Source organism: Shewanella sp. VB17 (genome assembly GCF_013248905.1).
In the GTDB taxonomy this organism is placed as follows: domain Bacteria; phylum Pseudomonadota; class Gammaproteobacteria; order Enterobacterales; family Shewanellaceae; genus Shewanella.
In genome coordinates this window covers 4,555,506-4,581,800 of the sequence record NZ_JABRVS010000001.1, presented here as the reverse complement: position 1 = coordinate 4,581,800, position 26,295 = coordinate 4,555,506, and the positions used below count along the sequence as shown (strand labels likewise).

General features: G+C 39.7%; 23 protein-coding genes. 16 read left to right on the top strand and 7 right to left on the bottom strand.

Annotated features, from left to right (window positions below; all coding sequences use genetic code 11):
* Nucleotides 1-446: 446 nt before the first annotated feature.
* Nucleotides 447-578: a hypothetical protein gene (locus tag HQQ94_RS22920; RefSeq protein WP_302051859.1), complete on the bottom strand. Its 132-nt coding sequence runs from the start codon at nucleotides 576-578 to the stop codon at nucleotides 447-449.
* Nucleotides 579-698: 120 nt separating this feature from the next.
* Here HQQ94_RS22920 and HQQ94_RS19750 point away from each other — a divergent pair, with 120 nt between their 5' ends.
* The 4 genes from HQQ94_RS19750 to HQQ94_RS19735 all read left to right on the top strand — a co-directional run bounded on the left by HQQ94_RS19750 (nucleotide 699) and on the right by HQQ94_RS19735 (nucleotide 5,965).
* Nucleotides 699-1,442 carry a spermidine synthase gene (locus HQQ94_RS19750; protein WP_173296028.1) on the top strand — a complete coding sequence of 248 codons (744 nt, stop codon included), beginning with the start codon at nucleotides 699-701 and terminating at the stop codon, nucleotides 1,440-1,442.
* A gap of 196 nt (nucleotides 1,443-1,638) precedes the next feature.
* On the top strand, nucleotides 1,639-2,208 hold the full coding sequence (ahpC, locus tag HQQ94_RS19745; protein ID WP_173296027.1) for an alkyl hydroperoxide reductase subunit C: 570 nt from the start codon (nucleotides 1,639-1,641) through the stop codon (nucleotides 2,206-2,208).
* A 184-nt stretch (nucleotides 2,209-2,392) separates the two neighbouring features.
* A complete protein-coding gene (gene ahpF / locus HQQ94_RS19740) occupies nucleotides 2,393-3,961 on the top strand; it encodes an alkyl hydroperoxide reductase subunit F (RefSeq protein ID WP_173296026.1) in 1,569 nt (522 codons plus the stop codon).
* 384 nt (nucleotides 3,962-4,345) lie between these two features.
* Nucleotides 4,346-5,965, top strand: coding sequence for a methyl-accepting chemotaxis protein (locus HQQ94_RS19735; protein ID WP_173296025.1), 1,620 nt, complete (start codon nucleotides 4,346-4,348; stop codon nucleotides 5,963-5,965).
* 140 nt (nucleotides 5,966-6,105) lie between these two features.
* On the opposite strand, the gene HQQ94_RS19730 is transcribed toward HQQ94_RS19735, so the two are convergent.
* Together HQQ94_RS19730 and HQQ94_RS19725 are read right to left on the bottom strand one after the other, a co-directional pair.
* Entirely contained in the window at nucleotides 6,106-6,303 is a 198-nt protein-coding gene (locus tag HQQ94_RS19730) for a cytoplasmic protein (RefSeq protein ID WP_173296024.1), read from the bottom strand.
* A gap of 106 nt (nucleotides 6,304-6,409) precedes the next feature.
* A complete protein-coding gene (locus HQQ94_RS19725) occupies nucleotides 6,410-6,802 on the bottom strand; it encodes a hypothetical protein (protein ID WP_173296023.1) in 393 nt (130 codons plus the stop codon).
* A gap of 497 nt (nucleotides 6,803-7,299) precedes the next feature.
* Between HQQ94_RS19725 and chrA the strand changes: the two genes are divergently transcribed.
* Entirely contained in the window at nucleotides 7,300-8,463 is a 1,164-nt protein-coding gene (gene chrA / locus HQQ94_RS19720; RefSeq protein WP_173296022.1) for a chromate efflux transporter, read from the top strand.
* 9 nt (nucleotides 8,464-8,472) lie between these two features.
* Here the strand turns inward: chrA and HQQ94_RS19715 are convergent, their stop codons facing one another.
* Entirely contained in the window at nucleotides 8,473-9,456 is a 984-nt protein-coding gene (locus tag HQQ94_RS19715; protein ID WP_173296021.1) for an ion channel, read from the bottom strand.
* Nucleotides 9,457-9,677: 221 nt separating this feature from the next.
* Here HQQ94_RS19715 and prfB point away from each other — a divergent pair.
* The 8 genes from prfB to HQQ94_RS19675 all read left to right on the top strand — a co-directional run bounded on the left by prfB (nucleotide 9,678) and on the right by HQQ94_RS19675 (nucleotide 21,363).
* Nucleotides 9,678-10,776, top strand: a protein-coding gene (prfB, locus tag HQQ94_RS19710; RefSeq protein WP_173296020.1) for a peptide chain release factor 2 whose coding sequence is annotated in 2 segments (ribosomal slippage) — nucleotides 9,678-9,752 and nucleotides 9,754-10,776 — 1,098 coding nt in all. Because the reading frame shifts where the segments join, the coding sequence is not laid out codon by codon here.
* A 66-nt stretch (nucleotides 10,777-10,842) separates the two neighbouring features.
* The gene (gene lysS / locus HQQ94_RS19705) at nucleotides 10,843-12,348 is read left to right on the top strand and encodes a lysine--tRNA ligase (RefSeq protein ID WP_173296019.1); all 1,506 of its coding nucleotides are present in this window, start codon (nucleotides 10,843-10,845) and stop codon (nucleotides 12,346-12,348) included.
* Nucleotides 12,349-12,553: 205 nt separating this feature from the next.
* Nucleotides 12,554-14,794, top strand: coding sequence for an ammonium transporter (gene amt, locus HQQ94_RS19700; protein ID WP_173296018.1), 2,241 nt, complete (start codon nucleotides 12,554-12,556; stop codon nucleotides 14,792-14,794).
* A gap of 297 nt (nucleotides 14,795-15,091) precedes the next feature.
* Entirely contained in the window at nucleotides 15,092-15,883 is a 792-nt protein-coding gene (gene nagB, locus HQQ94_RS19695) for a glucosamine-6-phosphate deaminase (RefSeq protein ID WP_173296017.1), read from the top strand.
* Between the two features lie 15 nt (nucleotides 15,884-15,898).
* Nucleotides 15,899-16,579: a nitroreductase family protein gene (locus HQQ94_RS19690; RefSeq protein WP_173296016.1), complete on the top strand. Its 681-nt coding sequence runs from the start codon at nucleotides 15,899-15,901 to the stop codon at nucleotides 16,577-16,579.
* A gap of 493 nt (nucleotides 16,580-17,072) precedes the next feature.
* Entirely contained in the window at nucleotides 17,073-19,022 is a 1,950-nt protein-coding gene (locus tag HQQ94_RS19685; protein WP_173296015.1) for a M4 family metallopeptidase, read from the top strand.
* Nucleotides 19,023-19,157: 135 nt separating this feature from the next.
* Nucleotides 19,158-20,804, top strand: a complete 1,647-nt coding sequence (locus HQQ94_RS19680; RefSeq protein ID WP_173296014.1) for a M20/M25/M40 family metallo-hydrolase — start codon at nucleotides 19,158-19,160, stop codon at nucleotides 20,802-20,804.
* 184 nt (nucleotides 20,805-20,988) lie between these two features.
* The gene (locus HQQ94_RS19675; RefSeq protein WP_173296013.1) at nucleotides 20,989-21,363 is read left to right on the top strand and encodes a PH domain-containing protein; all 375 of its coding nucleotides are present in this window, start codon (nucleotides 20,989-20,991) and stop codon (nucleotides 21,361-21,363) included.
* Between the two features lie 13 nt (nucleotides 21,364-21,376).
* On the opposite strand, the gene HQQ94_RS19670 is transcribed toward HQQ94_RS19675, so the two are convergent.
* The gene (locus HQQ94_RS19670) at nucleotides 21,377-21,988 is read right to left on the bottom strand and encodes a LysE family translocator (protein WP_173296012.1); all 612 of its coding nucleotides are present in this window, start codon (nucleotides 21,986-21,988) and stop codon (nucleotides 21,377-21,379) included.
* A 108-nt stretch (nucleotides 21,989-22,096) separates the two neighbouring features.
* Here HQQ94_RS19670 and HQQ94_RS19665 point away from each other — a divergent pair, with 108 nt between their 5' ends.
* Nucleotides 22,097-22,978 carry a LysR family transcriptional regulator gene (locus HQQ94_RS19665; RefSeq protein ID WP_173296011.1) on the top strand — a complete coding sequence of 294 codons (882 nt, stop codon included), beginning with the start codon at nucleotides 22,097-22,099 and terminating at the stop codon, nucleotides 22,976-22,978.
* Nucleotides 22,979-23,003: 25 nt separating this feature from the next.
* On the opposite strand, the gene ppiC is transcribed toward HQQ94_RS19665, so the two are convergent.
* On the bottom strand, nucleotides 23,004-23,282 hold the full coding sequence (gene ppiC / locus HQQ94_RS19660; RefSeq protein ID WP_173296010.1) for a peptidylprolyl isomerase PpiC: 279 nt from the start codon (nucleotides 23,280-23,282) through the stop codon (nucleotides 23,004-23,006).
* A 70-nt stretch (nucleotides 23,283-23,352) separates the two neighbouring features.
* Nucleotides 23,353-24,255, bottom strand: a complete 903-nt coding sequence (locus HQQ94_RS19655) for a LysR family transcriptional regulator (RefSeq protein ID WP_173296009.1) — start codon at nucleotides 24,253-24,255, stop codon at nucleotides 23,353-23,355.
* 334 nt (nucleotides 24,256-24,589) lie between these two features.
* Here HQQ94_RS19655 and HQQ94_RS19650 point away from each other — a divergent pair, with 334 nt between their 5' ends.
* Nucleotides 24,590-26,182, top strand: a complete 1,593-nt coding sequence (locus HQQ94_RS19650; RefSeq protein WP_254304111.1) for an L-lactate permease — start codon at nucleotides 24,590-24,592, stop codon at nucleotides 26,180-26,182.
* A complete protein-coding gene (locus HQQ94_RS22745; protein WP_254304110.1) occupies nucleotides 26,106-26,294 on the top strand; it encodes an L-lactate permease in 189 nt (62 codons plus the stop codon). The genes HQQ94_RS19650 and HQQ94_RS22745 overlap by 77 nt, the downstream gene beginning before the upstream one ends.
* The last annotated feature ends 1 nt before the right edge of the window (nucleotide 26,295 follow it).

Here is a 26,295-nt window from a genome sequence, read left to right as displayed (position 1 = left end):
GGTAGTTGTATAGTGCAGATGTTAGGTTTAGCTTTTAGATCTGAGTTAGGTCTGAATGAAAAGTTAACTTAGTATCAGTATTAACGTGGCTTATTCAGTGCGCATGTATTTCTTGTTGAAGCTAGTGGGTTATTAGTGCGTATACCTAAATTTACTAGGGATTAGCCTGTCTCTCTATTTTTGTTAATTTATATACTGAACCTTTTATACCAAAGTGAAGTTTTGTCAAGTAAAGGATGTTTGCTAGCGCTAGCGTTATATTCAATCAAGTTAGCTAGATTTTATTTTTATGCCGTTGAGCTTACTTAGTTTCGTGACTGATTAAGTTAAGTTTAAATGATTGAAAGTAAGTTGTTAGAATATAGTCATCCACCTTTAGACATAGGGGTGCTTAATTTGAGCACTCCTTTTTTTTTGCCGTTTATTTGATTGTGATAACAAGCCTGTTATTGAATGAAAATTGCAGCGGCAATGTCATTATCGAGATAACGACTAAGCTGCCAATACTCTTCGATTCCAGATATTAAGGCTACGCTGCCGTCATCAGTGTTTACAATCCGCTCCACGATCCTTCGCATGTATCTCAAACCTATTACTCATGTGCAGTGCTTTATTGTTAGATAATTGGATTGCTTTATTGCTATTTTTGTGTGTGTTTTAGGGCATACTAGGCTGCTAATTTTTTGGAGTGTGCCGTCATGTCAGAATTTAAAACATTGTATCAGAGTGAAGATGCGTATGGACCTTTGTTAGTGTTAGAGGATAAGCATATGCGCGTGCTCTCTTTTGGCGACAACGATGAACAAAGCAAATTACTTAAAGCTGAACCTCATTTACCGCAACATACTTACCTGCAAGCCATGTTATTGGTATTACTTTTTATCAAACCTAAGCGAGTGATCATGCTTGGCTTAGGGGGGGGAGGATTGATCCATGCACTCCGTCATTACGATACTGGCATTAAGGTGACGGCAGTTGAGTTAAGATCTGACGTGATCGACATAGCGAAACGATTTTTTCAATTGCCGATAGGTAAAAAGTTGACGCTTATTCATCAAGATGCCGCAGAGTTTTTAGCACAAGCAGATCATAAGAAAGTCGATGTCATCTTTGCTGATATTTATGGTGCAGATGGGGTAGATGAGAGCCAATTGTCTGAGTGTTTTATTAAAAATGCAGCAGCAATGATTAAAGCAGATGGGTATCTTGTCTTAAATTGTTGGAAAGAACACAGCCAAAATCGTACTTTGTTAAGTTTATTGCAGTTACACTTTGACGATGTTAGGGCTTGTTTGACCGGCGGTGGTAACTGGGTAGTATTGGCTAGCAAGGTGAAAAAAGAACTCAGCATCAGTGGCATGAAAGCTAAAGCTCACTGCCTATCTCAGCAATTAGATTTTACCTTAGGCCGTTCGTTAACTCGATTCGACCATTGGGTGTAACTGTATCTAGGCTGGTTATAGTGCTACCTGGTGTTGGTTATATTTTTCTGTTACTCACCATTCTAATAAATCGATTAGAATGATAGATTTTACTCGTTATAATTAATTTAAGTTCCTCGTTATTATCTTCACATCGAAAATAAACTGACAGCTGCACATTATGTCAGGTGAATTAATTACTTTTACGGAGCGTTAAATGAACCAATCTATCATCAATACTGACATCAAGCCTTTCTCTGCAACGGCATTCCATAAGGGCGAGTTTGTCCCTGTTACAGAACAAGATTTACTAGGGAAGTGGTCAGTTGTTTTCTTTTATCCAGCTGATTTTACATTTGTATGTCCAACTGAACTTGGTGACATTGCTGATCATTACGAGAAATTACAAGGGATGGGTGTTGAGGTTTACTCTGTCTCTACGGACACCCATTTTACTCATAAAGCTTGGCACGATACTTCTGATACCATCAACAAAATTCAGTATCCAATGATTGGTGATCCAACAGGGACTATCACTCGTCATTTCGGCGTGATGATTGAGGAAGATGGCTTAGCACTACGCGGCACTTTTGTGATTAACCCTGAAGGTCAAATTAAAGTGAGTGAGGTTCATGATTTAGGGATTGGCCGTAGTGCAGCTGAGTTAGTGCGTAAAATTCAAGCAGCTCAATATGTAGCGACTCATGATGGTGAGGTGTGCCCTGCAGCATGGCAGCCAGGTGCTGAGACGCTAGCACCATCATTAGATCTCGTCGGTAAAATTTAATTTAACCTACTGCTGGTGGCTATTTCATCTTAACTGCCAGCCACTGAAGTGTAGGATTTAATTGACACTTCAGTGATTTTTTATCTCCAAATGAGCGCAGATCCCCCTGTCAGTCTGGGCTCATTATTTTCCCGATTTTACGATTGATGCTTAACAATATCAGCATCAATTCCTAGGAGTTATCATGTTAGATACGGATCTTATGGCGCAACTGAAAACCTACCTGCAAAACCTCAAGCGCCCAGTTGAGCTTGTCGTGTCTGCAGATAGCAGTCCTAAAGCTCAAGAGCTTAGAAGCTTAGCGCAGGATATTGAAAGTCTGTCGCCATTGGTGAGTCTTATTGAAAAAGAAGGCAAGCGTATGCCTTCGATGAAAGTGACCAATGTGGAAACGAAAACCGATATCACCTTTGCTGGCTTACCTATGGGACATGAATTTACTTCACTTGTGCTGGCATTGCTTCATACCGGAGGTCACCCCCTTAAATTAGATGCTGCGGTGATTAAACAAATCAAGGCTTTGCCCGGGCAATACCATTTCGAAACGTACGTTTCTCTCAGTTGTCAAAACTGTCCTGATGTTGTTCAGGCATTGAATATGATGGCGGCACTTAATCCAAACATCACTAACGTGATGATTGATGGATCTTTATTTCAAACAGAAGTCTTTGAGCGTGATATTTTAGCCGTCCCTTCAGTTTACCTTAATGGTGAGATTTTTTCTCAAGGTCGCATCAGCTTAACCGAAATTCTAAATAAAATAGATACGGGTGCAATGGTACGTCAAGCGGAAATTTTGGCTGAAAAAGAGCCATTTGATGTCTTGGTTGTTGGCGGGGGGCCTGCTGGTGCTTCTGCTGCGATTTATGCCGCGCGTAAAGGGCTACGTACTGGTATTGTTGCTGATAAGTTTGGTGGCCAAGTTGCTGAAACAGTAGGTATTGAAAATTTTATTTCAGTAAAAGCGACCGAAGGGCCTAAATTAGTCGCCAATCTTGAAGCTCATGTTCATGAGTATGATGTCGATATTATGGATAATCAGCGAGCGTTGAGCCTAAAATCTGGTGAATTGTTTGAGCTTGAATTAGAAAATGGTGCAGTGCTGCAAAGTAAAACCGTATTACTTGCTACAGGTGCTAGATGGCGAGAAATGAACGTTCCAGGTGAGCACGAATATCGTGGTAAAGGTGTCGCCTATTGTCCTCATTGTGATGGCCCATTGTTTAAAGGTAAACGTGTTGCAGTGATTGGTGGTGGAAATTCAGGTATTGAAGCGGCAATCGATCTCGCTAATATTGTTGCACATGTCACTGTACTGGAATTTGATACCGTGCTTAGAGCGGATGAGGTCTTGCAACGTAAGGCCGCATCGATGCAAAATATTACGATAATGACTCAGGCGATGACAACAGAAGTGCTTGGAGATGGTAAGCGAGTTAATGGACTCAATTATACCGATAGAGCAACTGGTGAAAATCATCATGTTGAACTAGAAGGTGTTTTTGTTCAGATAGGGTTAATCCCTAATTCAGAATGGCTGGAAAATACCATTGAGTTAACCCCTCGAGGCGAAATTATTGTTGATGGTAAAGGTGAAACATCGTTAGCGGGTATATTTGCAGCAGGTGATGTGACGAACTCTGCTTATAAGCAAATTATTATAGCCATGGGCAGTGGTGCTACAGCGTCTTTAGGGGCTTTTGATTATCTCATTAGACACAGTGTGCCAGAGGAAAAACGAGTGGCAGCTTAGTTTATTGCGTATTTCCCTCTTTTATTAAGCCAGTCATCAGACTGGCTTTGTCGTTATTGAGATTGACTAGATATGCATGTTGCTAGACCATGATTATCCATCGTATTGCCAACCTTATTTTCTGTAAAACTCTTGCTACAAGGCCATTTCATCCTTAGGTAAACATTAAACCTGCGAAGTCCTAAAAATATCAATTTTTAGAGGTAGTAAGGTCGATTTTTTAAAATAATTGGCAAGTAATGCAGTCTGTGACATCTAATTTAAATTTATTAGCTATTATTAATAGAGTAAACGACAGCGTTAACGTACAGGTTGAACTGAGAAGGCATGTTAATTGAGATAAGCTTGAAGGCTGGGGCGCTCTAGTCTGAACAGGGGTTGAGAATGAAATGGTTTAATAATGTTTCCATCTTTAAAAAAGTAGGGGCCGTTTTTGTCCTTTCTGTCATCATATTTGTTGCTACTTTGAGTATTAGTATTGTCTCCATCAATAAAAATCGGGAAACGCTCACTTACATGGGAGATAAAATTTATCAACGAGTTGAGCTTGCTAATGAAAATGTCATGTTTATTCAAAGGCTTGATGAAATATATACTCAATCTGTGTCTTTAGCTGATGAAGATCTTTTAACAAAAGCCATCGAAGCTTATGAATCATTATCCGCCAACATGCAAAAACTGCAAAAACTAGATCTTGCTAGCGGTAGCTCGTTAGAGTTACTCATCCAAGAATTAAATATTTATAACAATATTACCTTAAATTTAGCCAAAGGAATGCTCGAAGGTACAATCGATATGGCCAATATAGGTCAGATTATCCAAGATAAAACTGAGGCGTATGAATCAACCCTGATAAAAGTCAAAGCTTATAAAAAAGACAAAGTTAAAGAATTCAAAGATGCGATAAATGAAGCTAGCGAACGTTCTGAACAAAGCTTATGGTTAACCATTTCCATAGGAGTTGTACTTTTGTGTGTGATGGGGGGGGTTACCACTGTGATAGCAAGGGTTATTAGCCATTCAGCAAAAAGTGTTGCTAATTCTTTAGCCGAACTTGCAGATGGTAAAGGGGATCTTTCACATCAATTGGTTGTTTTAGGTAATGATGAATTAGGACAAGTTTCTAATAACTTTAACCGATTTTTGAATCTTTTAGCCAGTTCCATAAAGCAAGTGGTTAATGTGACTGAGCCTCTGCTTAAAAGTGCCCATACTTTACAAGATAAAATGGAAATAGCTTCAACAGCAACACAAAATCAAAGTCGCGATGCTGGTGTTGTTCAGCAGTCAATGGAAGAAATGAAGCATTCTGTTATGGAAATATCTCATAATGCTAATCAAGCAGCGGATGCAGCTCAGATAGCTGAAGGTGAAGCGCAAGAGGGGATGTCTGTTGTTAAAAAAACCATCAATATTTCCCAAGAATTAAACAAGGAAATAGAATTAGCTTCTAGGGCTATCAATGAATTAGCTAAAGATACTGAAAGTGTTAATACCATTTTAAACGTGATCACCTCGATTGCTGAACAGACAAATTTATTAGCACTAAATGCGGCAATCGAAGCGGCTAGAGCCGGTGAGCAGGGAAGAGGCTTTGCTGTGGTAGCTGATGAGGTCAGAGCACTTGCTTCAAAAACTGCAGATGCAACAAAGGAAATTAGAGAGGTGTTATCTCGTTTAAAAGTTGCTGCAGAATCATCAGTTACTATGATGGATAATGCAATGAATCGTTCTAGCGAGAACGAAGCGAATGCACAAAATACAGGTGAAGCGCTAGACTCTATACAAAAGCATATTGTTAATATTAATAGTATGAATACCCAGATAGCGACGGCAACAGATGATCAATCCTCAGTTGCGTCACAAGTGGTAGATAATGTCGTTGAGATGAATGCTTCTTTTGAGCAAACGTTGTTAATTTTATCAGAAGTTACTGATGTCTCAGAAGGGCTATCTAACTTTGCTGATGATTTAAAGCGTTCAACATCACAGTTTAGGTTGTAGTCGATATCATTTAGGGGAGGGGCTCTTTATACTTTTTTATCTTCGATAAGTTGTTGCTAGCTTAACGATATTAAAAGAAAAAAGCTTTATTCAACATAAAAAAGCCTTCAATAAGAAGGCTTTTTTATGTTGAATAGCATTTAGGCGCTAGTGTTAATGTTGTGCCCACTATTACCTATCGGTCTACTTTGAGGTGCTTCATTTGTTGCTGTAACTAACTGCAGTGCAATTTCTCCTTCAACTTTTTGTTGGTCTTTGGCTATTTGAGCCACTCTGACCCCAATATTACCATTGATTAAATTTGGTTCTAGGTTAGATGTACCTACTGTAATTGGCATAACTACTCCTTATGTTGGTTCAGTTATTTATCGGCTGCAGTGCGATGAACTTGAGTCATTATTATAGTTTATTTTTTACATTTTATTGTAAGCTGAGCAGTATTCATTAGATTTTTGGTTGATTCAATGAGCACCAGCTTATGCTAATGTTTCGTTGTTCGGATAAACTTTCAGTAAAAATCCTTGTAATCACAGGGGCTGAGAAATTTGAATTAATTAAGTGATTTTTTACTCTATCAATTCGGCGCTGTGCTAGCCATAAATTATATGTTCTCAACTCATCACTTATTTGTTCTTTTTGGACCTGAAATTCTAATAGCAGATATCCAGTTTTACTCTTATGTTGTTGACCTATAGCATCTAATTTAATGGAATAGGTATTGGGGAAGTGTGAACTATTTTTAGGGTAAGGAATGTTTAGCATGTGGACGCTTGGATCACAAATAGCTGTAGCGTTACCTATTGCCAATATCGATATGGCAGCTATTATCACTTTCATTATCGACTCCCTGCTTAATTTTTAACGTACTTTTAAAAACAGCTTTTTTTGAATTTTATGTTTGGAATTTATTGTCAATTCAAGATAATACAGAGTTAAAATCAACGACGAAAATTGCTACTCTGTTGATTATAATACTAAGTTTGAGTGACTGGTTGTCGATTTTTTGATTATACCCACACTCATAATAATTTGATGCCCACTAATGCTATAATGCGATCCTCTCACTTTACTTAATGAGCTTATTTTACCTATCCTATTCTCAACATTTAGTGATGTTAGTGTTACTGGGTAATGGAGAAGTGAGTGTGACATCTTTTTAAAAAAGCGACTAACTAAAAATATATAATGGTTACAATTCCAGATGAAATACAGTATAGCGCTAATATTTGATCTGAAATATTAATTTTAGGTTGAATTTTAACCATGAAAATTCATCTAAGCGTCATTTTTAGATGTTATGATCCGTTCACATTTTGCTATGAGTAAGCTATTTTATGCTGCAAATTTTTATCCGTTTTCTTTCATTAGGTTTGATTTCTTTTGGTGGACCCGCTGCGCATATTGGTTATTTCAGACAAACATTCGTTAAAGAATTAGCTTGGCTAGATGAGAAGAAGTATGCCAGTTTGGTGGCTTTGAGTCAGTTTATACCTGGGCCGGGTTCGAGCCAGATAGGTTTTGCGATTGGCTATCATAAAGGCGGTTTACTTGGTGGATTAATGGCATTTTTGGGTTTTACTTTACCCTCATTTCTCTTGCTATTTTTATTTGCAGTAACCAGTTATCAGTGGTTTGATTATCCCTTGGTACAGGGGATTATTCATGGGCTTAAATTATTGGCAGTCGTGGTGGTTACGGATGCGGTTTGGAGCATGTTTAATCAATTTTGCAAGCGCCCTCCTGCCATACTAATAATGTTGTTAAGTTTTTCTTTAGTCTTATTATTTCCCAGCATATGGATACAATTTTGTCTCTTGGTTTTGGCGGCTATTGTCGGTAGATATTGGTTATCGAGTATTCCTGAAACCCTAGCATCGACAACACCGAGGATTAACCTTAATTATTTTTGGTTGAGTCTTTTTACTTTACTTTTTGCAGGCTCTATTTTTGCTATTTCAGAGAACGTGTTCATTCAGCAGCCTAGTTTATTAAAGCTTTTTGGTCAGTTTTATCAAGTTGGAAGTATGGTGTTTGGTGGTGGTCATGTAGTCTTACCGCTGTTGCAATCGAGCGTGGGTAATAGTATCAGTAATGATCAATTTTTAACGGGTTATGCGTTAGCTCAAGCCATTCCCGGTCCTATGTTTACGCTTGCTGCTTATCTAGGTGCACAGATATGGGTCACTCAACCTTTAGTAGGGGCTTTGGTTGCCACGTTAGCTATCTTCCTTCCAGGTTTTTTATTGATGTTGGTGGCCCTAAAAAGTTGGCATACGTTAATTGCTAGCCCAGGAATCACATCAGTCATTGCTGGAGTGAATGCTGCTGTGGTTGGCTTTTTGTTATCGGCCCTTTATCATCCCATTTTTACTAGTGCGGTGATCGATAATATCGATATGGTACTGGTTGTTATAGGTTTCGGTTTATTTAAAATAATAAAGCCAAATGTCTTTTTCTTGGTATTGAGTTTTGGTGTTGCTGGAGGAGTATTTGCATAGGGGATGGGGTTATCTGGTCATCTTTTTAACAAAAACCACCACGAAAAGAGCAATGGTAAAGCTACCGGTAAAGGCCTCTATTGCAGCGATGGCTTTAGAGAATCCTACTGGGGTAAAATCGCCATATCCTAACGTTGTGAAAGTTACAACTGAATAGTATATACAGTTGAAAAATAAATAAAAATTAGTCAAGATGTCATTGCTCATTTGAAATTGATGTAACTGCGTACCATAACGTAAACCGGTGAAAAAATAGAGAATTGCACAGGCAATAATAAGCCCCATAGAAAACCCTATTACGCGCATTGGGGCTTCGCCATAACCACAGAAAATATCGATTACCTTAGAGACGGCTCGTGGGTAGCTGTACTGAGGCATTTGATGACGCCGCATAGTGAGCTCTTTGCGGATATATTCGCCAGACATGGCGAATAACCCTTCTCGATCAGCCGCTTTTCGTAAATCTCTATAGATTTCTTCGGCTTGTTCAAAATAATCATTCGCTATTTCTCGCTCACCTAAGTGCTCAGCTTCTAACGCCTGTATTTCTTGTTTGATTTTCTTACCTGTTGTGATGTTCTCAATTTTTGCTCCTCCCCACTTTATGCCCAGTAAATTGGTACCTAATAAATTGGCACAGTGAACGTTTGAGTCTCTGAGATCCGCTTTCATCAGACTTGCATTGCTTAAATTGAGGTTGAAAAGATGAGCGCCTTGGAGATCTGCTCTATATAACTCAGCGTGAGTCATATCAAAACCGACTTTTTGATGATGTCTGACAAGATCAATTCCAGTTAATTTGGCTCGTTTAAGTGATATTCCCCGTAACATGCCACCATCACGTGCAAATTTCTCAAGCTTTTTCGCATCATCAGGGCCATTTTTGGTGATTTGAGGATCGTGCCAATAACATAAGCCAGAGGCTTCAGCTGGCTCATCGCAAGAGAAGCCCTCATCTTCGTGATAGCAACATGTGGGTGTTTTTTCATTCATGTTGAAAGTATAGACATGAGGTGTGAAATTTGTGAATTTTATTACTTTTTGATAAAAAGGGTAAATAAGCAGTGATTAGGATCATCACTATGAAGCTTAATTGGGGTAAAAAAAGGTTGAAATAACCGCAATTCATCATGTTGTAGCTCTAGTGGAAATATGACTATTGGGTTAAAATAGCGGGTTGCAATCACATCTAACCTAATTTGAGTAGAAGCGTCATGTTTGAAGTAAATCCGGTTACATTTAAAATCAAAGACCTTGCAGAGCGTACCCTTCTACTGCGGAGGTATCTTTGACTATGATGCTAAGAAAGAGCGTCTAGAAGAGGTTTGTGCAGAGCTTGAAAGTGCTGAAGTATGGAGTGATCCAGAAAATGCCCAAGCGTTAGGTAAAGAGCGCGTTGCTTTAGAGTTAGTGGTAAAAACAATTGACGATATGGATTCTGGTCTTGAAGATATCGAAGGTTTAGTTGAGCTTGCTGTTGAAGAAGCTGATGAAGACACTTTTACTGATGCCAGTCGTGAACTTGATGATTTGGAGAAACGCCTTCAAGAGCTTGAGTTCCGCCGCATGTTTTCAGGGCCTCATGATATTGCAAATTGTTATTTAGATATTCAATCAGGATCCGGTGGGACTGAAGCACAAGATTGGGCCAACATGGTGCTACGTATGTTCTTGCGTTGGGGCGATGCACATGACTATAAGCCTGAACTTATTGAGGTGACTGATGGTGACGTTGCAGGCATTAAAGGTGCAACAATTAAGTTTACTGGGGAATATGCATTCGGTTCATTACGTACCGAAACGGGAGTGCATCGCTTAGTACGTAAATCTCCTTTTGACTCCTCGGGTAAGCGTCATACTTCATTCTGTTCAGTGTTTGTTTATCCTGAAATTGACGATTCTATTGAGATTGATATCAATCCATCAGATTTGAGAATTGATACTTATCGTGCCTCAGGTGCCGGTGGTCAGCATGTCAATAAAACGGAATCAGCGATCCGTATTACTCATGTTCCAACCAATACTGTAGTGCAGTGTCAAAATGATCGCTCACAACATAAGAATCGTGACGCAGCGATGAAGCAGTTGAAAGCAAAACTCTATGAATTAGAAATGCTTAAACAAAATGCTGACAAACAGCAGGCTGAAGATGCGAAATCAGACATAGGTTGGGGCAGCCAAATTCGTTCATATGTGCTGGATGATGCGCGTATTAAAGACTTACGTACTGGCATTGAAAATAGAAATACTCAGAGCGTGCTTGATGGCGACTTAGATAAGTTTATTGAGGCCAGCTTAAAGTCTGGTTTATAAGTATGTTTGAGTTAAGCAAGCGAATTAATTTTAACGTGTGATCCGTCACATTGATGAGAAAAGAAAATGACTGAACAAGTATTACCTGATGAGAATAAATTAATTGCAGAGCGACGTGCTAAGTTGGAGCATATTAGAACCCATTGTCCTGCAAATGGTCACCCAAATAATTTTGACCGTAAACATAAAGCAGCAGATATTCAGGCAGAGTTTGGTCACCAAACTAAACAAGATCTCGAAGGTATGGGCATTCAGCGCAGTATTGCTGGCCGTATTATGGCAAAGCGTGGCCCTTTTTTGGTGCTGCAAGACGTCAGCGGTCGTATTCAAGCTTATGCGGGTAAAGATGTTCAAAAAGATCTTAAAGATAAATTTCAGGGCCTTGATATTGGTGATATTATAGGTGTTACTGGTCAACTTCATCTTTCAGGTAAAGGCGATTTGTATGTCAATATGGAAGAATATCAGTTATTGACGAAAGCCTTGCGTCCGCTGCCTGAGAAGTTCCATGGTTTAACGGATCAAGAGACTCGTTACCGACAACGCTATGTTGATTTGATTGTGAATGAAGATTCTCGTAATGCGTTCATCATGCGTTCTAAAGTCGTTTCAGCTATTCGTCATTTTATGGTAAAAAAAGAGTTCATGGAAGTCGAAACTCCTATGATGCACAGTATTCCTGGTGGCGCATCGGCTCGTCCTTTTGAGACACATCATAACGCACTTGATATTGCTATGTATCTGCGTATTGCACCTGAGCTTTATTTGAAGCGTTTGGTTGTTGGTGGTTTTGAACGTGTGTTTGAAATTAACCGTAACTTCCGTAACGAAGGATTATCTCCTCGTCATAACCCTGAATTCACTATGATGGAATTCTATATGGCGTATGCTGATTTTAATGATCTGATGGATTTAACGGAAGAGATGTTAAGTTCTATTGCTACTGAACTATGTGGTTCTCCACAGCTTCCGTATGGTGAGCATACTGTTGATTTTGGTGGCCCATATGCGCGCCTTAGTATGCTTGATGCGATTAAAAAGTATAATCCTGATAATGCGACGATTCAGTCTATGACTTATGAAGAAGTTAAAGATGTTGAGTTTATGCGTGAACTGGCGAAAAGTCTTGGTATGACCATTGAAAAGTTCTGGACTTGTGGTCAGCTTCTTGAAGAAATTTTTGGTGAAACAGCTGAAACTCAATTGATGCAGCCTACTTTTATCACTGGCTACCCAGCTGACATATCACCACTTGCACGTCGTAATGATGATAACCATTTTATCACTGACCGTTTTGAGTTTTTTATTGGTGGTCGTGAAGTTGCAAATGGTTTCTCTGAGCTTAATGATGCAGAAGATCAAGATAACCGTTTTAAGGCGCAAGTTGACGCCAAAGATGCAGGTGATGATGAAGCGATGTTTTATGATGCTGATTACATCAGAGCGTTAGAACATGGTTTACCTCCTACTGCGGGCCAAGGTATTGGGATTGATCGCTTAGTGATGCTATTCACAAACACCCATACAATTCGTGATGTTATTTTATTTCCAGCTATGCGGCCCCAAGCATAAGTCTCTGATTTGTAATGGCAATTGCATGCTGACTTTTATTCGGCAGTTGTTTTACTTCTCTATTAAAAAAACCAGCGATTATGCTGGTTTTTTTTTGTTCAGTAGAAAGTTAAATGTTTGAGCTATAATTTACTTGTTCGTATGATCAAGTGTGCCTAATAGGCAATTGAACATTATTCAAGATCGTACATAAAGTATTAGTGCAATGTCTTTATGGCCATGTGCTTATTTTAACCTTTATTGTGTAGAGACTATTTATGGTGTTCCATTGGAACTAGAGTTAGCAAAAGTTATTGAGACGCAAAATATCATGTGGATACTCATATCTACAGGTAGTGTGCTTTTTATGCAAGCTGGTTTTTGTTTTCTAGAAGCTGGCTCAGTTAGATCGAAAAATAGTATTAATGTTGCTGTTAAAAACTTCTGTGATTTTTGTTTAGCTTCGGCCCTATTCTGGGCGGTTGGTTTTGCTGTTATGTACAGTTCAGCTGACCAGCTTGTTAATTATGATTATTTATTTTTGCAAGGGGATAATTCCCCTATGCTGCTGACATTTTTTGTTTTTCAATTGGTATTTTGTGGTACTGCAGCGACTATTATGTCTGGTGCTGTGGCTGAGCGAACCACCTTTGTGGGTTACTTATGTATTGCTTTTTTTGTTTCTAGTATTATTTATCCTGTTTTTGGGCGTTGGGCTTGGAACGGAGGGTTTGAAGGCATTAATCTCGGTTGGTTAAAGCAACAAGGTTTTGTTGATTTTGCTGGAAGCAGTGTTGTGCACTCGGTCGGTGGATGGGCTTCGCTAGCCGCAGTAATGGTGATAGGACCACGTATTGGTCGTTTTGTTAAAGAATTGCCACCGATTCAGGGCCATAATATCCCGATGGCCACTGTGGGAACCATTATCCTTTGGTTTGGTTGGTTTGGGTTTAATGGTGGCAGTGCACTAAAATTCGATGACACAATTCCACTTATTCTTATTAATACCACCTTGTCAGCCAGTTGTGGTGCAATAGCAACGTTAATACTTACAGGCTCTCGTAAACAGAAACCAAGTGTTTTACATGTGCTTAATGGTGCTATCGCTGGTTTGGTTAGTATTACAGCTAGTTGTAATTCAGTGAGTAGCTACCAAGCTGTTATTATTGGTCTATTTGCAGGTGCTATTTATTTAGCGGGTTGCAGAGCATTGGAGCATTTTAAGATAGACGATGTGGTGAAGGCGGTTCCTGTTCATGGTTTGTGTGGTGCATGGGGAACATTGTGTGTTGCACTTTTTGGTAGCGCTGATATTTTGAACACTGGACTTAGTTTTTCTGAGCAAATCACAGTACAAATTTTTGGCATTGTTATTTGTTTTACGTGGGCTTTTTTCCCCACTTATTTATTTCTAAAACTCATCAATAGAGTTATCCCATTAAGAGTGACATCAGAGGATGAAATTAGAGGATTAAATATTTCAGAGCACGGCGCCAACAATGAAGTTGTTGAATTACTTGAAGCGATGGAAAAACATAAACAGAAAGGTGATTTTGATGAAAGAGTTATTGAGGAGCCTCATACTGAAGTGGGTCAGATAGCCAAGGAGTACAATCGAGTCTTGTCTATTGTGACTGAAGAGATGGAAAATAGTAATAAAGCGAATATAGATCTCGAGAACTCATTTAAACTTTTACAAGATGCGCAGTTACAATTGGTTGAGTCTGAAAAAATGGCATCTTTAGGCGGTATGGTTGCAGGTATCGCCCATGAGATTAACACACCCTTAGGGGTTAGTTTGACAGCCTCTTCATTTCTTAAAGACGAGGTTAGTTTGCTCGAAGCTCAGTATTTAGAGGGTGAATTATCTGAAGACAGTATTGAAAAATTTATTGCTGGTGCGAAAGAAGGGAGTGAGATCATATTACTAAACTTACATAGAGCGACAGAGTTAGTTAAGAGTTTTAAAAAAGTGTCAGTGGATCAATCATCAGATAAATATCGAGAGTTTGATTTAAAAAATTATATTAATGAAATATTAATGAGTCTTCAGCCAAAATTCCGGCAAACCAAACACCAGATTAATGTCTCTTGCCCTGAAGGTATTGTTATTTTTAGTCATCCAGGGGCCTTGTCTCAGATCATTTCAAGCTTTTTAATGAACTCACTTCATCATGGATTTGAAGAGATAAATGAGGGCATGATAGAGATTAAAGCTAGCTTAGAAGCTGGTACAGTTTGTATTACTTATCAAGATAATGGCTCAGGGATCTCTGCCACTAATTTAGAGCATGTTTTTGAACCATTTTATACAACCAAGCATGGGAAAGGTGGCAGTGGTTTAGGATTACACATTGTTTATAATTTAGCCACAGAAACACTTGGTGGAGATATTAAATGTGTAAGTGAACCCAATGTTTGTACACTTTTCACTCTCACTTTCCCCGTGACTCCCCGCGCTGATTGAAGGCACTAGCAAGTCATTTCTTAGGTATATGAGTGTCCAGTACGCGCTTTTCTACGATATTGTAATAGAATAAAGGCCAACACTTCATGGACTTGATTATTTATTTTTTTACTACACCCACTAATGACAGCGTTGTCATAAGTGGGTATAGTCATACTATAGAGTGATAGGCATACGTCTAATCCTGAGTTGAATTTATACCATTGTGTGGATAGTACTGCTAAAAATGTAAGTGCTATTAAACAAGGCTTGGTTGATTCTAGTGTCATTAATTTATGAGTGGATGAGTTTAACATTATGCAAATTGTTATCTTAAAAGACAGCGTTGAAGTTGCAAAATACGGTGCTAATATTTTTATTAAGCAATTAATAAATAAGCCAAATTCAGTCTTAGGTTTAGCTACTGGTTCGACTCCTCTTTCTCTGTACCAATGTTTAATTGAGGCGAATAAAGCTCATCATGTTTCTTTTAAAGATGTTACCACCTTTAATTTAGATGAATATTTAGGTTTAAAGGGGAGTCATCCGCAGAGTTATCGGTACTTTATGAATGAAAAGCTGTTTGACCATTTAGATATCAATAAAGAACAAACCTTTGTGCCATCAGGAGATGCTCTAGATCCCATTAATGCATGTCTAGATTATGAGAATATGATTTTAGCGAAAGGTGGAATAGATATTCAATTGTTAGGCATTGGTCGTAACGGGCATATTGGTTTCAACGAACCTTCATCATGCTTAATGTCTCGAACTCGAGTTAAAACCTTAACTAAAGCGACGATTGAAGATAATGCCCGTTTCTTTACGCTTGATGAGTATCAACCTCATTTATCTATTACTATGGGAATAGGAACTATTTTAGATGCTAAGAAGGTGGTACTGTTAGCTACGGGGGAGAGTAAGTCAGATGCCATTTTAGCCACAGTTGAGGGAGCATTAACCGCCTCTTGTCCTGCGTCGGCACTCCAGTTTCATCAAAATGTCGTGTTGGTTATTGATGACGCGGCGGCTTCCAAATTATCAAACCGTGATTTTTATAAACACATTGAAATCGAAAATCAAAAATTGAGAGCTCACTTAGCACAATAGACAATAAGGATAGCTATGATAGAAACTGAAGATCACTTTCCCCTCATTGATTTTATTGAATACAGTGAAGAGGAGATGCTGACCAGAGCGCAAGCTTATTATCAGTTGATTAAGCGTCGTCACAGTATTCGACAGTTCTCAGATAGATCCGTTTCTGAAGCTATTATTGCTCAATGCATTCAAACTGCCGCAACGGCTCCAAGTGGTGCTAATCATCAGCCTTGGCATTTTGTGGCGATAAGCGATCCTAATGTAAAGTCGCAAATACGTCATGAAGCCGAAGCGTTAGAGCATTCATTTTATGACGGACGTGGCGGTAAGGAATGGCTAGAGGCATTAAAGCCATTAGGCACGAATGCTAATAAGTCTTATCTAGAACGTGCTCCTTGGCTTATCGCGGTGTTTTCACAAAAGCGCGGTGGTATAGAACATGATGATAATAAAGCTAATTATTATGTGCATGAGTCTGTGGGGATTGCGACAGGATTTCTACTTCAGTCATTGCATCAAGCGGGCTTAGGAACGTTAACTCACACACCTAAACCCATGTCTTTTCTAAGTAAGATTTGTGGTCGTGATAACGATATCGATCGCCCCTATATGTTGATTGTTACAGGCTACCCTGATGTTGGAGCAAGTGTTCCAGCCCATGCGTTGAAGAAGAAGTCGATGCAAGATATCTGTACTTTTATGTAAATGATAAAAATAATCGAGTATGTACTTGTCGAGAGTATTGTTTATACACGCTTAATTTTTTGCGCTGCATAGCGAATGTCGGCCGAAAAATATGTTTGTTCGCCTATCAACATAAGCTGTAATTTTATCCTATTTTCTGTTGTTAAACGGGAAGTGATTTGTCTTATCTTATTAAATGTTTCTTCATTAAATATTGATTTATAAAGTATAAATGTTTTTATGAACTTTTTATGAATATTTAACTCTGCTCACATGGTTAAAAAGTTCATACGCACTATACTAACAATATAATAAGTTCCCTCAATAGAAGAGAACGTTCAATGCTGTAGTTATTTTTTGTCGACACAATGTTTATGTTATTCATTGTTGTAGATAGGGTGGTCATATTTTAACTGGCTGAGTTGTAACTGTATTTTTGTGAATTACATGTTGTTCATCGTGTCGGGATTAATTGCTATATCAATTATCCAACAGAGACATGGAGACACTAAAAATGTTTACAACTAATAAAAATATATTAATGTGCGCAATTTCAGTCACGGCAGTTTTGAGTGGAAATGCACTTTCAGCTGAGCAAATCGATTTTCAACAAATGATGAGTTTTTCCAGTGGCGAGCTAACAGCTCAGAGCCTACTTTCAGCCACCCAAGTTAATACATATCAAGTCACAGCTACTGCTACCTCAACCAGTGGTGATATTCGTGCTCGTTATCAACAATTCTATCAAGGCGTACCTGTTTTTGGTGCCAGTGTGGTAGCAAGTCGTTCAGCAATGAATGTATTTTATGATGTATTTGGTATGCATATCGCCCAGATTGACAGCGATGTCATTTCGGTGAAACCAAGCTTCTCTCTTGATGAAGCAATGAAAGTTGCATTTGAGCGAGGCGAATTTCAACGACTTCAAGAACAGGCTTATAACGTTGATAGTCAGCTTTATATCTGGTTAGATAAGAAAAATAAGGCTCATCTTGTCTGGTTGATTTCTTATGTTGATACCCATGGAGAACAACCAAGTCGTCCTTATCAGTTTATCGATGCCCATAGCGGTGAAGTGTTACATCATTGGGAAGGCATGACGTTTGCTCAGGCTACTGGCCCTGGTGGTAATGATAGAACTGGTCGATATATTTACGGTGATAAGTACCCGGCTTTTGAAGTGATGGAGAGTGGTAATACTTGTCGCCTTGATAGTGCCAATGTTGAAACACATGATATGAACCATCAAAAATTTGGTGGTAGCATTCATACTTTCCCTTGTTTTGAAAATACTTCTCGTGAAGTTAATGGTGGCTATTCAGCGTTGAATGATGCACACGCTTTTGGTCAAGTTATCTTTAATATGTACCAGAATTGGTATCGTCAATCTCCTATTACCCAAAAGCTTAAGATGCGTGTTCATTATGATCGCAATTATGAAAATGCGTTTTGGGATGGAACACAAATGACATTTGGTGATGGGAAAAACACGTTCCATCCTTTGGTTGGATTAGGCGTTGTTGCTCATGAAGTGAGTCATGGTTTTACTCAGCAAAATTCAAACTTAGCCTATGAAAATCAATCAGGTGGCCTTAATGAATCTTTTTCTGATATTGCAGCGGCAGCAGCCAGTTATTATCTCGAAGGTCGCTTTAGTTGGCAGATAGGAGACAGGATAAAGAAAGGCAGTGGTGCTATGCGATATATGGATAATCCCCCACAGGATGGCCGTTCAATCGATCATACTCAAGATTATACCTCAGGGATGAATGTGCATTTCAGCTCTGGGATCTATAACAAGGCATTTTATGTGTTGTCGACCACTCAAGGCTGGAATATACGGCAAGCTTTTGACATTTATGTTAAAGCAAATCAGCTTTATTGGAATGCGAATTCGAGCTTTGATTCTGCAGGCCGTGGTGTCTACAACGCAGCCAAAGATTTAGGGTATTGTGTCGATGATGTGTTGGCATCACTTGAAGCTGTAGGGGTAAACAATAGTGGTGTTAAAGACGGTTCTGGTTGTGGCGGGGTGGGGAATCGAAACCCTGATGCTAATTTCAGTTATTCAATAAATGAACTCATGGTTACTTTTACCGATTCATCAACCGATGATAAAGGTATTGTGAGCCATGAATGGGACTTTGGGGATGGCACATCATCCACGAGTAAGAGTCCATTACACAGTTATACAGTAGCAGGTTCTTACATGGTTTCACTGACGGTGAAAGATGCTGAAGGGCTAAGTGATGTTAAGACGCTACCGCTATCAATCACTGGCGGTGGTGAAGTACCAACAGATTGTGATGGTTTAATTGCTTGGGATACTGCAACTCTCTATGAAATAGGTGACGAGGTGTCCTTTGAAGGTTACCAGTACTTAGCCATTTGGTGGTCAATGGCGGCATCACCTGCACTTTACACTAATGTGTGGGCTAAAGGAGCTAAGTGTTCAGGAGGCTAAGTTTTTAGTAGAAGCGTCAATGGCGCTTCGATCAATAAGGCTAACAAGTCTGTCGTTACCAATAGCGTTATCGATGGCAAGTTATGTCTAGAACGTCGGAGATGTTTAATTCTTAAATCTAAAAGGATGTTTGCTATGTACACATATTCAAAAAAGTTGGCCATTCATTTTTTACTGCCTTGCTTAATTGCAGCGCCTATTGTTAGTGCCGAGGATAAAAAAGTATGGATCACTGTTGGTAATGATGCTGCGCTTCAAGTGTCTCAAGTGGGTGCAACTTTAGCGCCAGCATTACAAGGGCGCAATACTGCAGATACTCCAGTGCTTATCTATCAAGCAGATGAATCACAGCTGCAACATTTAACTCAGTTAATGCATGAAGAGAAAAATCGCTGCGGGGGTTATATTGTTCATAGCAGTTACCAAGAGGCAATGGATGCCTTACAGGGGCCAAAGGTGATTCAAGCTTTTGTAGCACCTCCTATTCAGCAAAGGATCAAAGTAAATGCATTGCTGCCACAAATTCAGGCTGGCAATATTAAAGCGACCATTCAGTCGCTGAGCAACTTTACTAATCGCTATTACACCACTGATACTGGCGAGCAGGCAGCAGATTGGTTAGCGAGCCATTGGGGGCAACTTGCCAGTCAACATAGCTGGGCAAGTGTCGAGCCTTATAATCATGGCGGTTGGGGGCAAGACTCTGTGATATTAAAAATCACAGGTAGTGTGTATCCTGATGATATTTTAGTCATGGGTGGCCATCTTGATTCCACTGCAGGTCGGGGAACACGTGAAGGTACTGTTGCACCTGGTGTTGACGATGATGCCTCTGGCATCGCGTCACTGACGAGTGTCGCTAATGTGTTGCTTAGTAATGGCGAACAACCTCAGCGCAGCATTCACATCATAGGTTATGCCGCTGAAGAAGTCGGTTTAAGGGGATCAAAAGAAATTGCAGCGGCTTATAAAGGGAGCGGTAAAAAAGTGTTAGCTGCACTGCAGTTAGACATGACTAATTATCATGGCTCGGCTGAAGATATGGTGTTTATGACCGACTATGTTGATACTGGTTTTACTGATTATATGAAGCAATTGCTTGATACTTATCAACCGACGATAGTTTATGGCAATGACAGATGCGGCTATGCTTGTTCAGATCATGCCTCTTGGTACAATCAAGGGTACCCAGCAACAATGCCATTTGAATCACGTTTTAATGATTCCAACTCGAATATCCACTCTCGTCATGACACATTATTAAATAGCGATAGTGAAGCGGCTAATTCGGTGCCTTTTGCTCGTTTAGCATTGAGTTTTGCTATCGAAATGGGTAATCCTGATGCGGGTGGAGAACCAGCTGATCCAGTGGCAAATTTTACTTCGCAATGCAATGAATTAACGTGTGAATTTGATTCATCAACCTCTAGAGGAGCATTGACAAGTTACCAATGGAAATTTGGTGATGGTAGTGTTAGTGCGGAGGTATCACCGAGTCATCTTTACTCTGCAGCAGGCCAATATCAAGTGATGCTGACTGTCAGTGATAGCAATGGCACTTCGGATAGTGAAAGCCAAAATATTTCTGTGTCAGCAGGGGGCACATGTGGAGATCTTGCTAAGTGGGATGCATCAGTGAGTTATTGGTTGGGTGATAAGGTTGCCTTTGAAGGCTATCAGTACAAAGCAATTTGGTGGTCAACTGGTGCATCGCCTGCTATTTATACCAACGTATGGCGTAAAGGGGCTAGATGCCCAGCTGACTTTATGGTTAAACATTAGAGTGAAAATTGAGTTTAGCTTGAGTATGCTTAGGCTTATTTAATGTAATTGGTGTTCAGATAAACTTTGAACATCAAGACTTTTCTTCGGATTCTAACCATAATGTCTTAAAGCTGCTGTAAGCTTATGCTATTTTAGAATACATTCATTGTAGATTTAGTATTTGATGATTTAAGGATAATAAATGGGATTATTAGATTCGTTGATGGGTAATGCATCGGAAGTTAATTTAGATGAATTAACAGAAGAGTTAAGCCCAATATTGGGTGATAATGAGCAGTTACATTTAGCGTATAAAGTCATTCGAGACATGTTTGTGTTTACTAATAAGCGACTTATTTTGATTGATAAACAGGGTGTGACAGGCAAAAAAGTTAGCTATCACTCCATTCCTTATAAGGCAATTACGCATTTTGAAGTCGAAACAGCGGGGCGGTTCGATATGGATTCAGAGCTGAAGCTGTGGATCTCAGGTCAAAAAGATCCACTGATTAAAGAACTTAAAAAGGGAACCGATGTGATTGGCATTCAAAAGACAATTGCTAATTTTTCCCTTTAATCTTATTTTGCTATTAAGTTTTCAACCCTAATACAATACCGAAGATAACGAGGCCTGCACCACAAGCTTGGTTTATCTTCTGCTGCATTCGGTTTAGCTGATTTTGTAGTGGCCTTGATGTAAAAAGAATTGCCACGATACCGAACCAGCAAGCGTGCAATATAACCATATAGAGCCCATAGAGAAGAGCCTCAAATTGACTCGTTTTATCTAGTGTGAGTAATTGGCTGAATACACTCAAAAAAAACAACATGGTTTTTGGATTTAATACATTACAGAAAAAACCTTGCGCCATGGCATTGAACTTAGTACTGCTTTGGCTGGGGGTGTTTAATATATCGATAGCATGCTTTTTTGATAATAACCCTTTTATCCCTAAATAGATCAAATAGCCTGCTCCAGCGTAACGAATCACATTGAATAATAATTCATTGTGTGAAATTAAGTAGCCAATTCCAAGTGTGGAGTAACAGATGTGTACTGTGATCCCTAAACTTATTCCTATAGCAGTCCAAAGACCTGTTGTTCGTCCTTGATGTAAGCTGTTTCTTAAGACTAATACAAAGTCAGCTCCAGGACTGATGACTATTAATAGCCCTAATACAGCCATACTTAACCATTCCATTTTATGTATTCCTGATTCGTTAATGTGTTTTAATAAAAATATTGTAGCGAGTTTTTATGCTAGCTATAATCGATTAAATCTCTTCTAATACGTGAGTTATTTTCACCAATGAGACATCTGAAAGCTTTTTATACTTTCCATATTGCAGCAGCATCGACGAGCTATAGAGAAGCAGCAGACAAGCTTTCTATTACCCATGGCGCTGTGAGTAAGCAGATCAAGGTGCTAGAAAGTTATCTGGACCAGCCCTTGTTCTATCGACAAGGGAGGAATGTCTATTTGACTAAGGAAGGTGAGCTGCTGAAGGGTTATACCGAACAGGCATTTCAGATCCTCGAGCAAGGAGTTGAGCGAGTACGTCATGAAAATAGGCAATGCTTAGAGGTCTCTTGTGAGCCCACATTGACCATGCGTTGGTTGATGCCGCGTTTGTCTGAATTTCATCGCACCACTCATGGCGATGTTAGGTTATCTACTGCGGGTGGTCCTGTGATCTTAGGCGTCACAGGATTATCTATGGCCATTCGTCGTGATGATTTTGAATTACATCATGCTCATCAAAAAATTAAATTGGTTGAAGAGTGGGTCGGTCCTGTTTTTGCTCCTAAGTATTGGCAGAGTGTTAACCAAGATCATAGTAAAATCGTTAAACTGCACAGTGAAAGCAGGAGGGCGGCTTGGAAGACGTGGTTAGGCTCTGCAGCTTCTCATTTAGATTTTGGTCATAATGAACAGTTTTTTGATCATTTTTACTTTTGTTTTCAGGCTGCAATCGATGGATTAGGTGCTGCTATGGGATCTTATCCTTTGGTCGTCGATGACTTAAAGCAAGGCCGCTTAGTGGCACCGTTTGGTTTTATACGATCAGATCATGACTATGTTCTGTTGAAGCAGGAAGGAGAGTCGACTCTGTTAGAAGATCAGTTTACCACTTGGCTGCAAAATGCATTGGCTGAATGTGTTCCTCAAGAGTCACTCAGGAAAATCTAGTTTTTTATAAATGATTATTTATTGTTTACGTCCGGTATAAAATCTTAATCACATGCCAGCCGAATTTTGTCTTGACTAAGTGTGGCGTGATAAGTTCGCCAGAAAAGCACACTTTATCGAAGGCTGGCACCATTTGACCTCGCTTAAACTCACCTAAACTGCCGCCTTTTTTCCCCGATGGGCAACTGGAGTGCTTTTTAGCAAGCGCATCAAACTTAACGCCTTTATTGAGCTGTTGGATAATGTCTTCGGCCACTTCCTTGTGTTTGACTAAAATGTGCAGTGCACAAGCGGTTTTTGCCATATGGGTTCACTCTTAATGACTAGATAAATGCTTATTAAAGATTATACCGAGGAAATTCATATTCTCTTCATTAAAAATACTCGCTAATGGCTAAATAGCGTTGACGTATATGCTCTATCAATAAACGGATTTTTTTAGGTGGTTGGCGAGTGAAGGGGTAAACGGCATAAATACCGAGTTTTTTGGCGACACGATTCGGCATTATATCGACTAAATCACCTTTTAACAGATCATGGTAAACCAAGCAGCGGGGTACGTAGGCGATGCCATATCCACCTAATGCCGCTTTTCTTAGTGCGGCGGCATTATCAGTCTTAAAATTACCTTTAATCTTAAGAGTATAGTTTCCTTCGTCACCTTTAAACTCCCATTCACTCGCCCCCCTTGTCTGATAGGCATACTGTAAGCAATTATGCGTGATTAGCGCCTCCGGTTCTGTTGGTTGACCATGGCGTTTGATGTAATTTGGAGCCGCACAAATAATCCACTGTGATTCAAGAATATGGCGAGCGATTAAACTTGAATTGTCTAAATAGCCTGTTCTGATCACGAGATCATAATTATCTTCTATAAGATCGACAAATAGATTTTCAAGTGACATATCGATCGTCATTCCTGGGTACAAGAAGCAAAATTCGGCTACTGCATCAGCCAACAGCAGATCGCCAGAAATTGTCGGTACCGACATTTTTATGTGACCCGTTATGCTGTCGCCAAATCCAGAGACTGTATTAATCGCTTCTGTCGCTGCTTGTTGAACATTAGTTGCGCTTTTGTATAGTTTATTCCCCGCTTCACTGAGTGTTAATTTACGGGTCGTTCGATAAAGTAATTGGACACCAAGATCTTTCTCTAATCGCGCGACTCTTTTACTCACCACTGAATGACTAAGAGCATTTTGTTCAGCAACTCGACTGAAGGACCCTTGTTCAACCACCTGAGCGAATAAGATTAAGTCATCAATTCTGGTCATATTAGTTCAATTTTGAAGATAATGTTTTTCATTATTTCTCTATATCATTAAAAAATAAAGCGTTAATGTTACTTCTTTGTGTTTTTAAAGGGGGGAATACGTTAATTGAAACAGTGCGCGCTTGACTTAACTCATTAATCCTCACTCTAGGATACCTTGAACGCAATTAATTGAAATTGAATAAGTTTTAAGTTCGAATGATAAACAGATCCTAGTGTTGTGATCTCAAAATAGACATTCATACCTGAACGACTTCCACTGACTGGATCCAGTATCTTGGGGCAGTTTTAGTATAGCTCCTTAGGTCAATAGTTAGATGAAAGGATAGATTAGTATGAATCAAACTCTACTCGCATTAATTGCGTTTAGCCCTATTGTGTTAGCAGGAGTACTTCTCCTCGTCTTTAATTGGCCGGCAAAACGAGCCATGCCCGTTGCTTTTATAACGACAGTTATTATCGCGCTATTTGGCTGGGACATGTCAGTGAACCGTATTTTGGCTTCGTCATTGCAAGGTATAGCCATTACGTTTTCAGTGTTATGGATCATCTTCGGCGCTATTTTTTTACTCAACACCTTGAAACATACTGGGGCGATAAGTTCGATACGAAATGGATTTACAGGTATCTCAGCGGATAGACGTGTTCAAGCCATTATTATTGCTTGGTGCTTTGGCTCGTTTATTGAAGGGGCATCAGGATTTGGTACGCCTGCGGCTATCGCTGCACCTCTTTTAGTGGCGATCGGTTTTCCTGCTATGGCGGCGGTATTGATGGGGATGATGATTCAATCTACACCCGTCTCATTTGGTGCGATTGGAACTCCGATTATTGTTGGTGTAAATAAAGGGCTTGATAGTCAGAATATTACTGAAGTACTCGTCGCTGGTGGTGAAAACTGGGATGTTTATCTACAAGAAATCACGACCAATGTAGCTTTCATTCACGCTGCAGTTGGCACCTTTATTCCTGTGTTGATGGCCATGATGTTGACTCGATTTTTTGGACAGAAAAAAAGCTGGACCGAAGGATTAGATATTTTGCCCTTTGCGCTATTTGCAGGTTTGTCCTTCACCATACCCTATGCATTAACTGGCATGTTCCTAGGGGCTGAATTTCCTTCTCTCATTGGTGGTTTAGTGAGTTTGTTTATTGTGGTGTCTGCAGCGAAGAAAGGCTTATTTGTTCCCAAAAAAACATGGGATTTTGAAGATGAAGCTAATTGGCCACGAGAGTGGTTAGGTTCATTAAAGATGGAGTTTACAGAAAATAGTAAGCCGATGAGCCTGATGTTAGCATGGACTCCTTATGTCCTGTTGGCATGCCTTTTGGTTGCTAGTCGTGTGAGTTCAGAGTTAAAAACTTTATTGAAAGGGGTGAGTTTATCTTTTGATAATATTCTTGGGGAGGCCGGATTAAGTGCGGCTATTCAGCCACTTTATCTGCCTGGTGGTATTTTGATGCTTGTGGCCTTATTGGCCGCGCTACTGCAATCTGGCAGCGTAAGGCCAATGACCAGTGCGTTTGGTGAGTCGGGAAAAACCTTATTAGGTGCAGGCTTTGTACTGATGTTTACCATTCCCATGGTACGGATTTTCATCAACTCAGGTGTTAACGCCGGAGATTTAGCCAGTATGCCAGTAGCAACCGCTAATTTCGTTTCAGGTTTAATGGGTGATTTTTTTCCTGGAATTAGTGCCGGAGTTGGCGCTCTGGGAGCATTTATTGCAGGTTCGAATACGATATCTAACATGATGTTCAGTCAATTTCAGTTTGAGGTTGCTCATACTCTCGCTGTGTCGAGTGCAGCCATGGTGTCATTACAGGCGGTAGGGGGCCGCCGCAGGAAACATGATTGCTATCCACAATATTGTGGCAGCTTCAGCCACGGTAGGCTTGTTAGGCCGAGAAGGGGCCACTTTACGTAAAACGGTCATTCCCACTTTCTATTACCTTGTGCTCACTGGCATTATTGGGTTGATAATGATCTATGGTTTCCATATTACCGATGCATTAATGGTTAGCCAACAAGTCCGCTAAG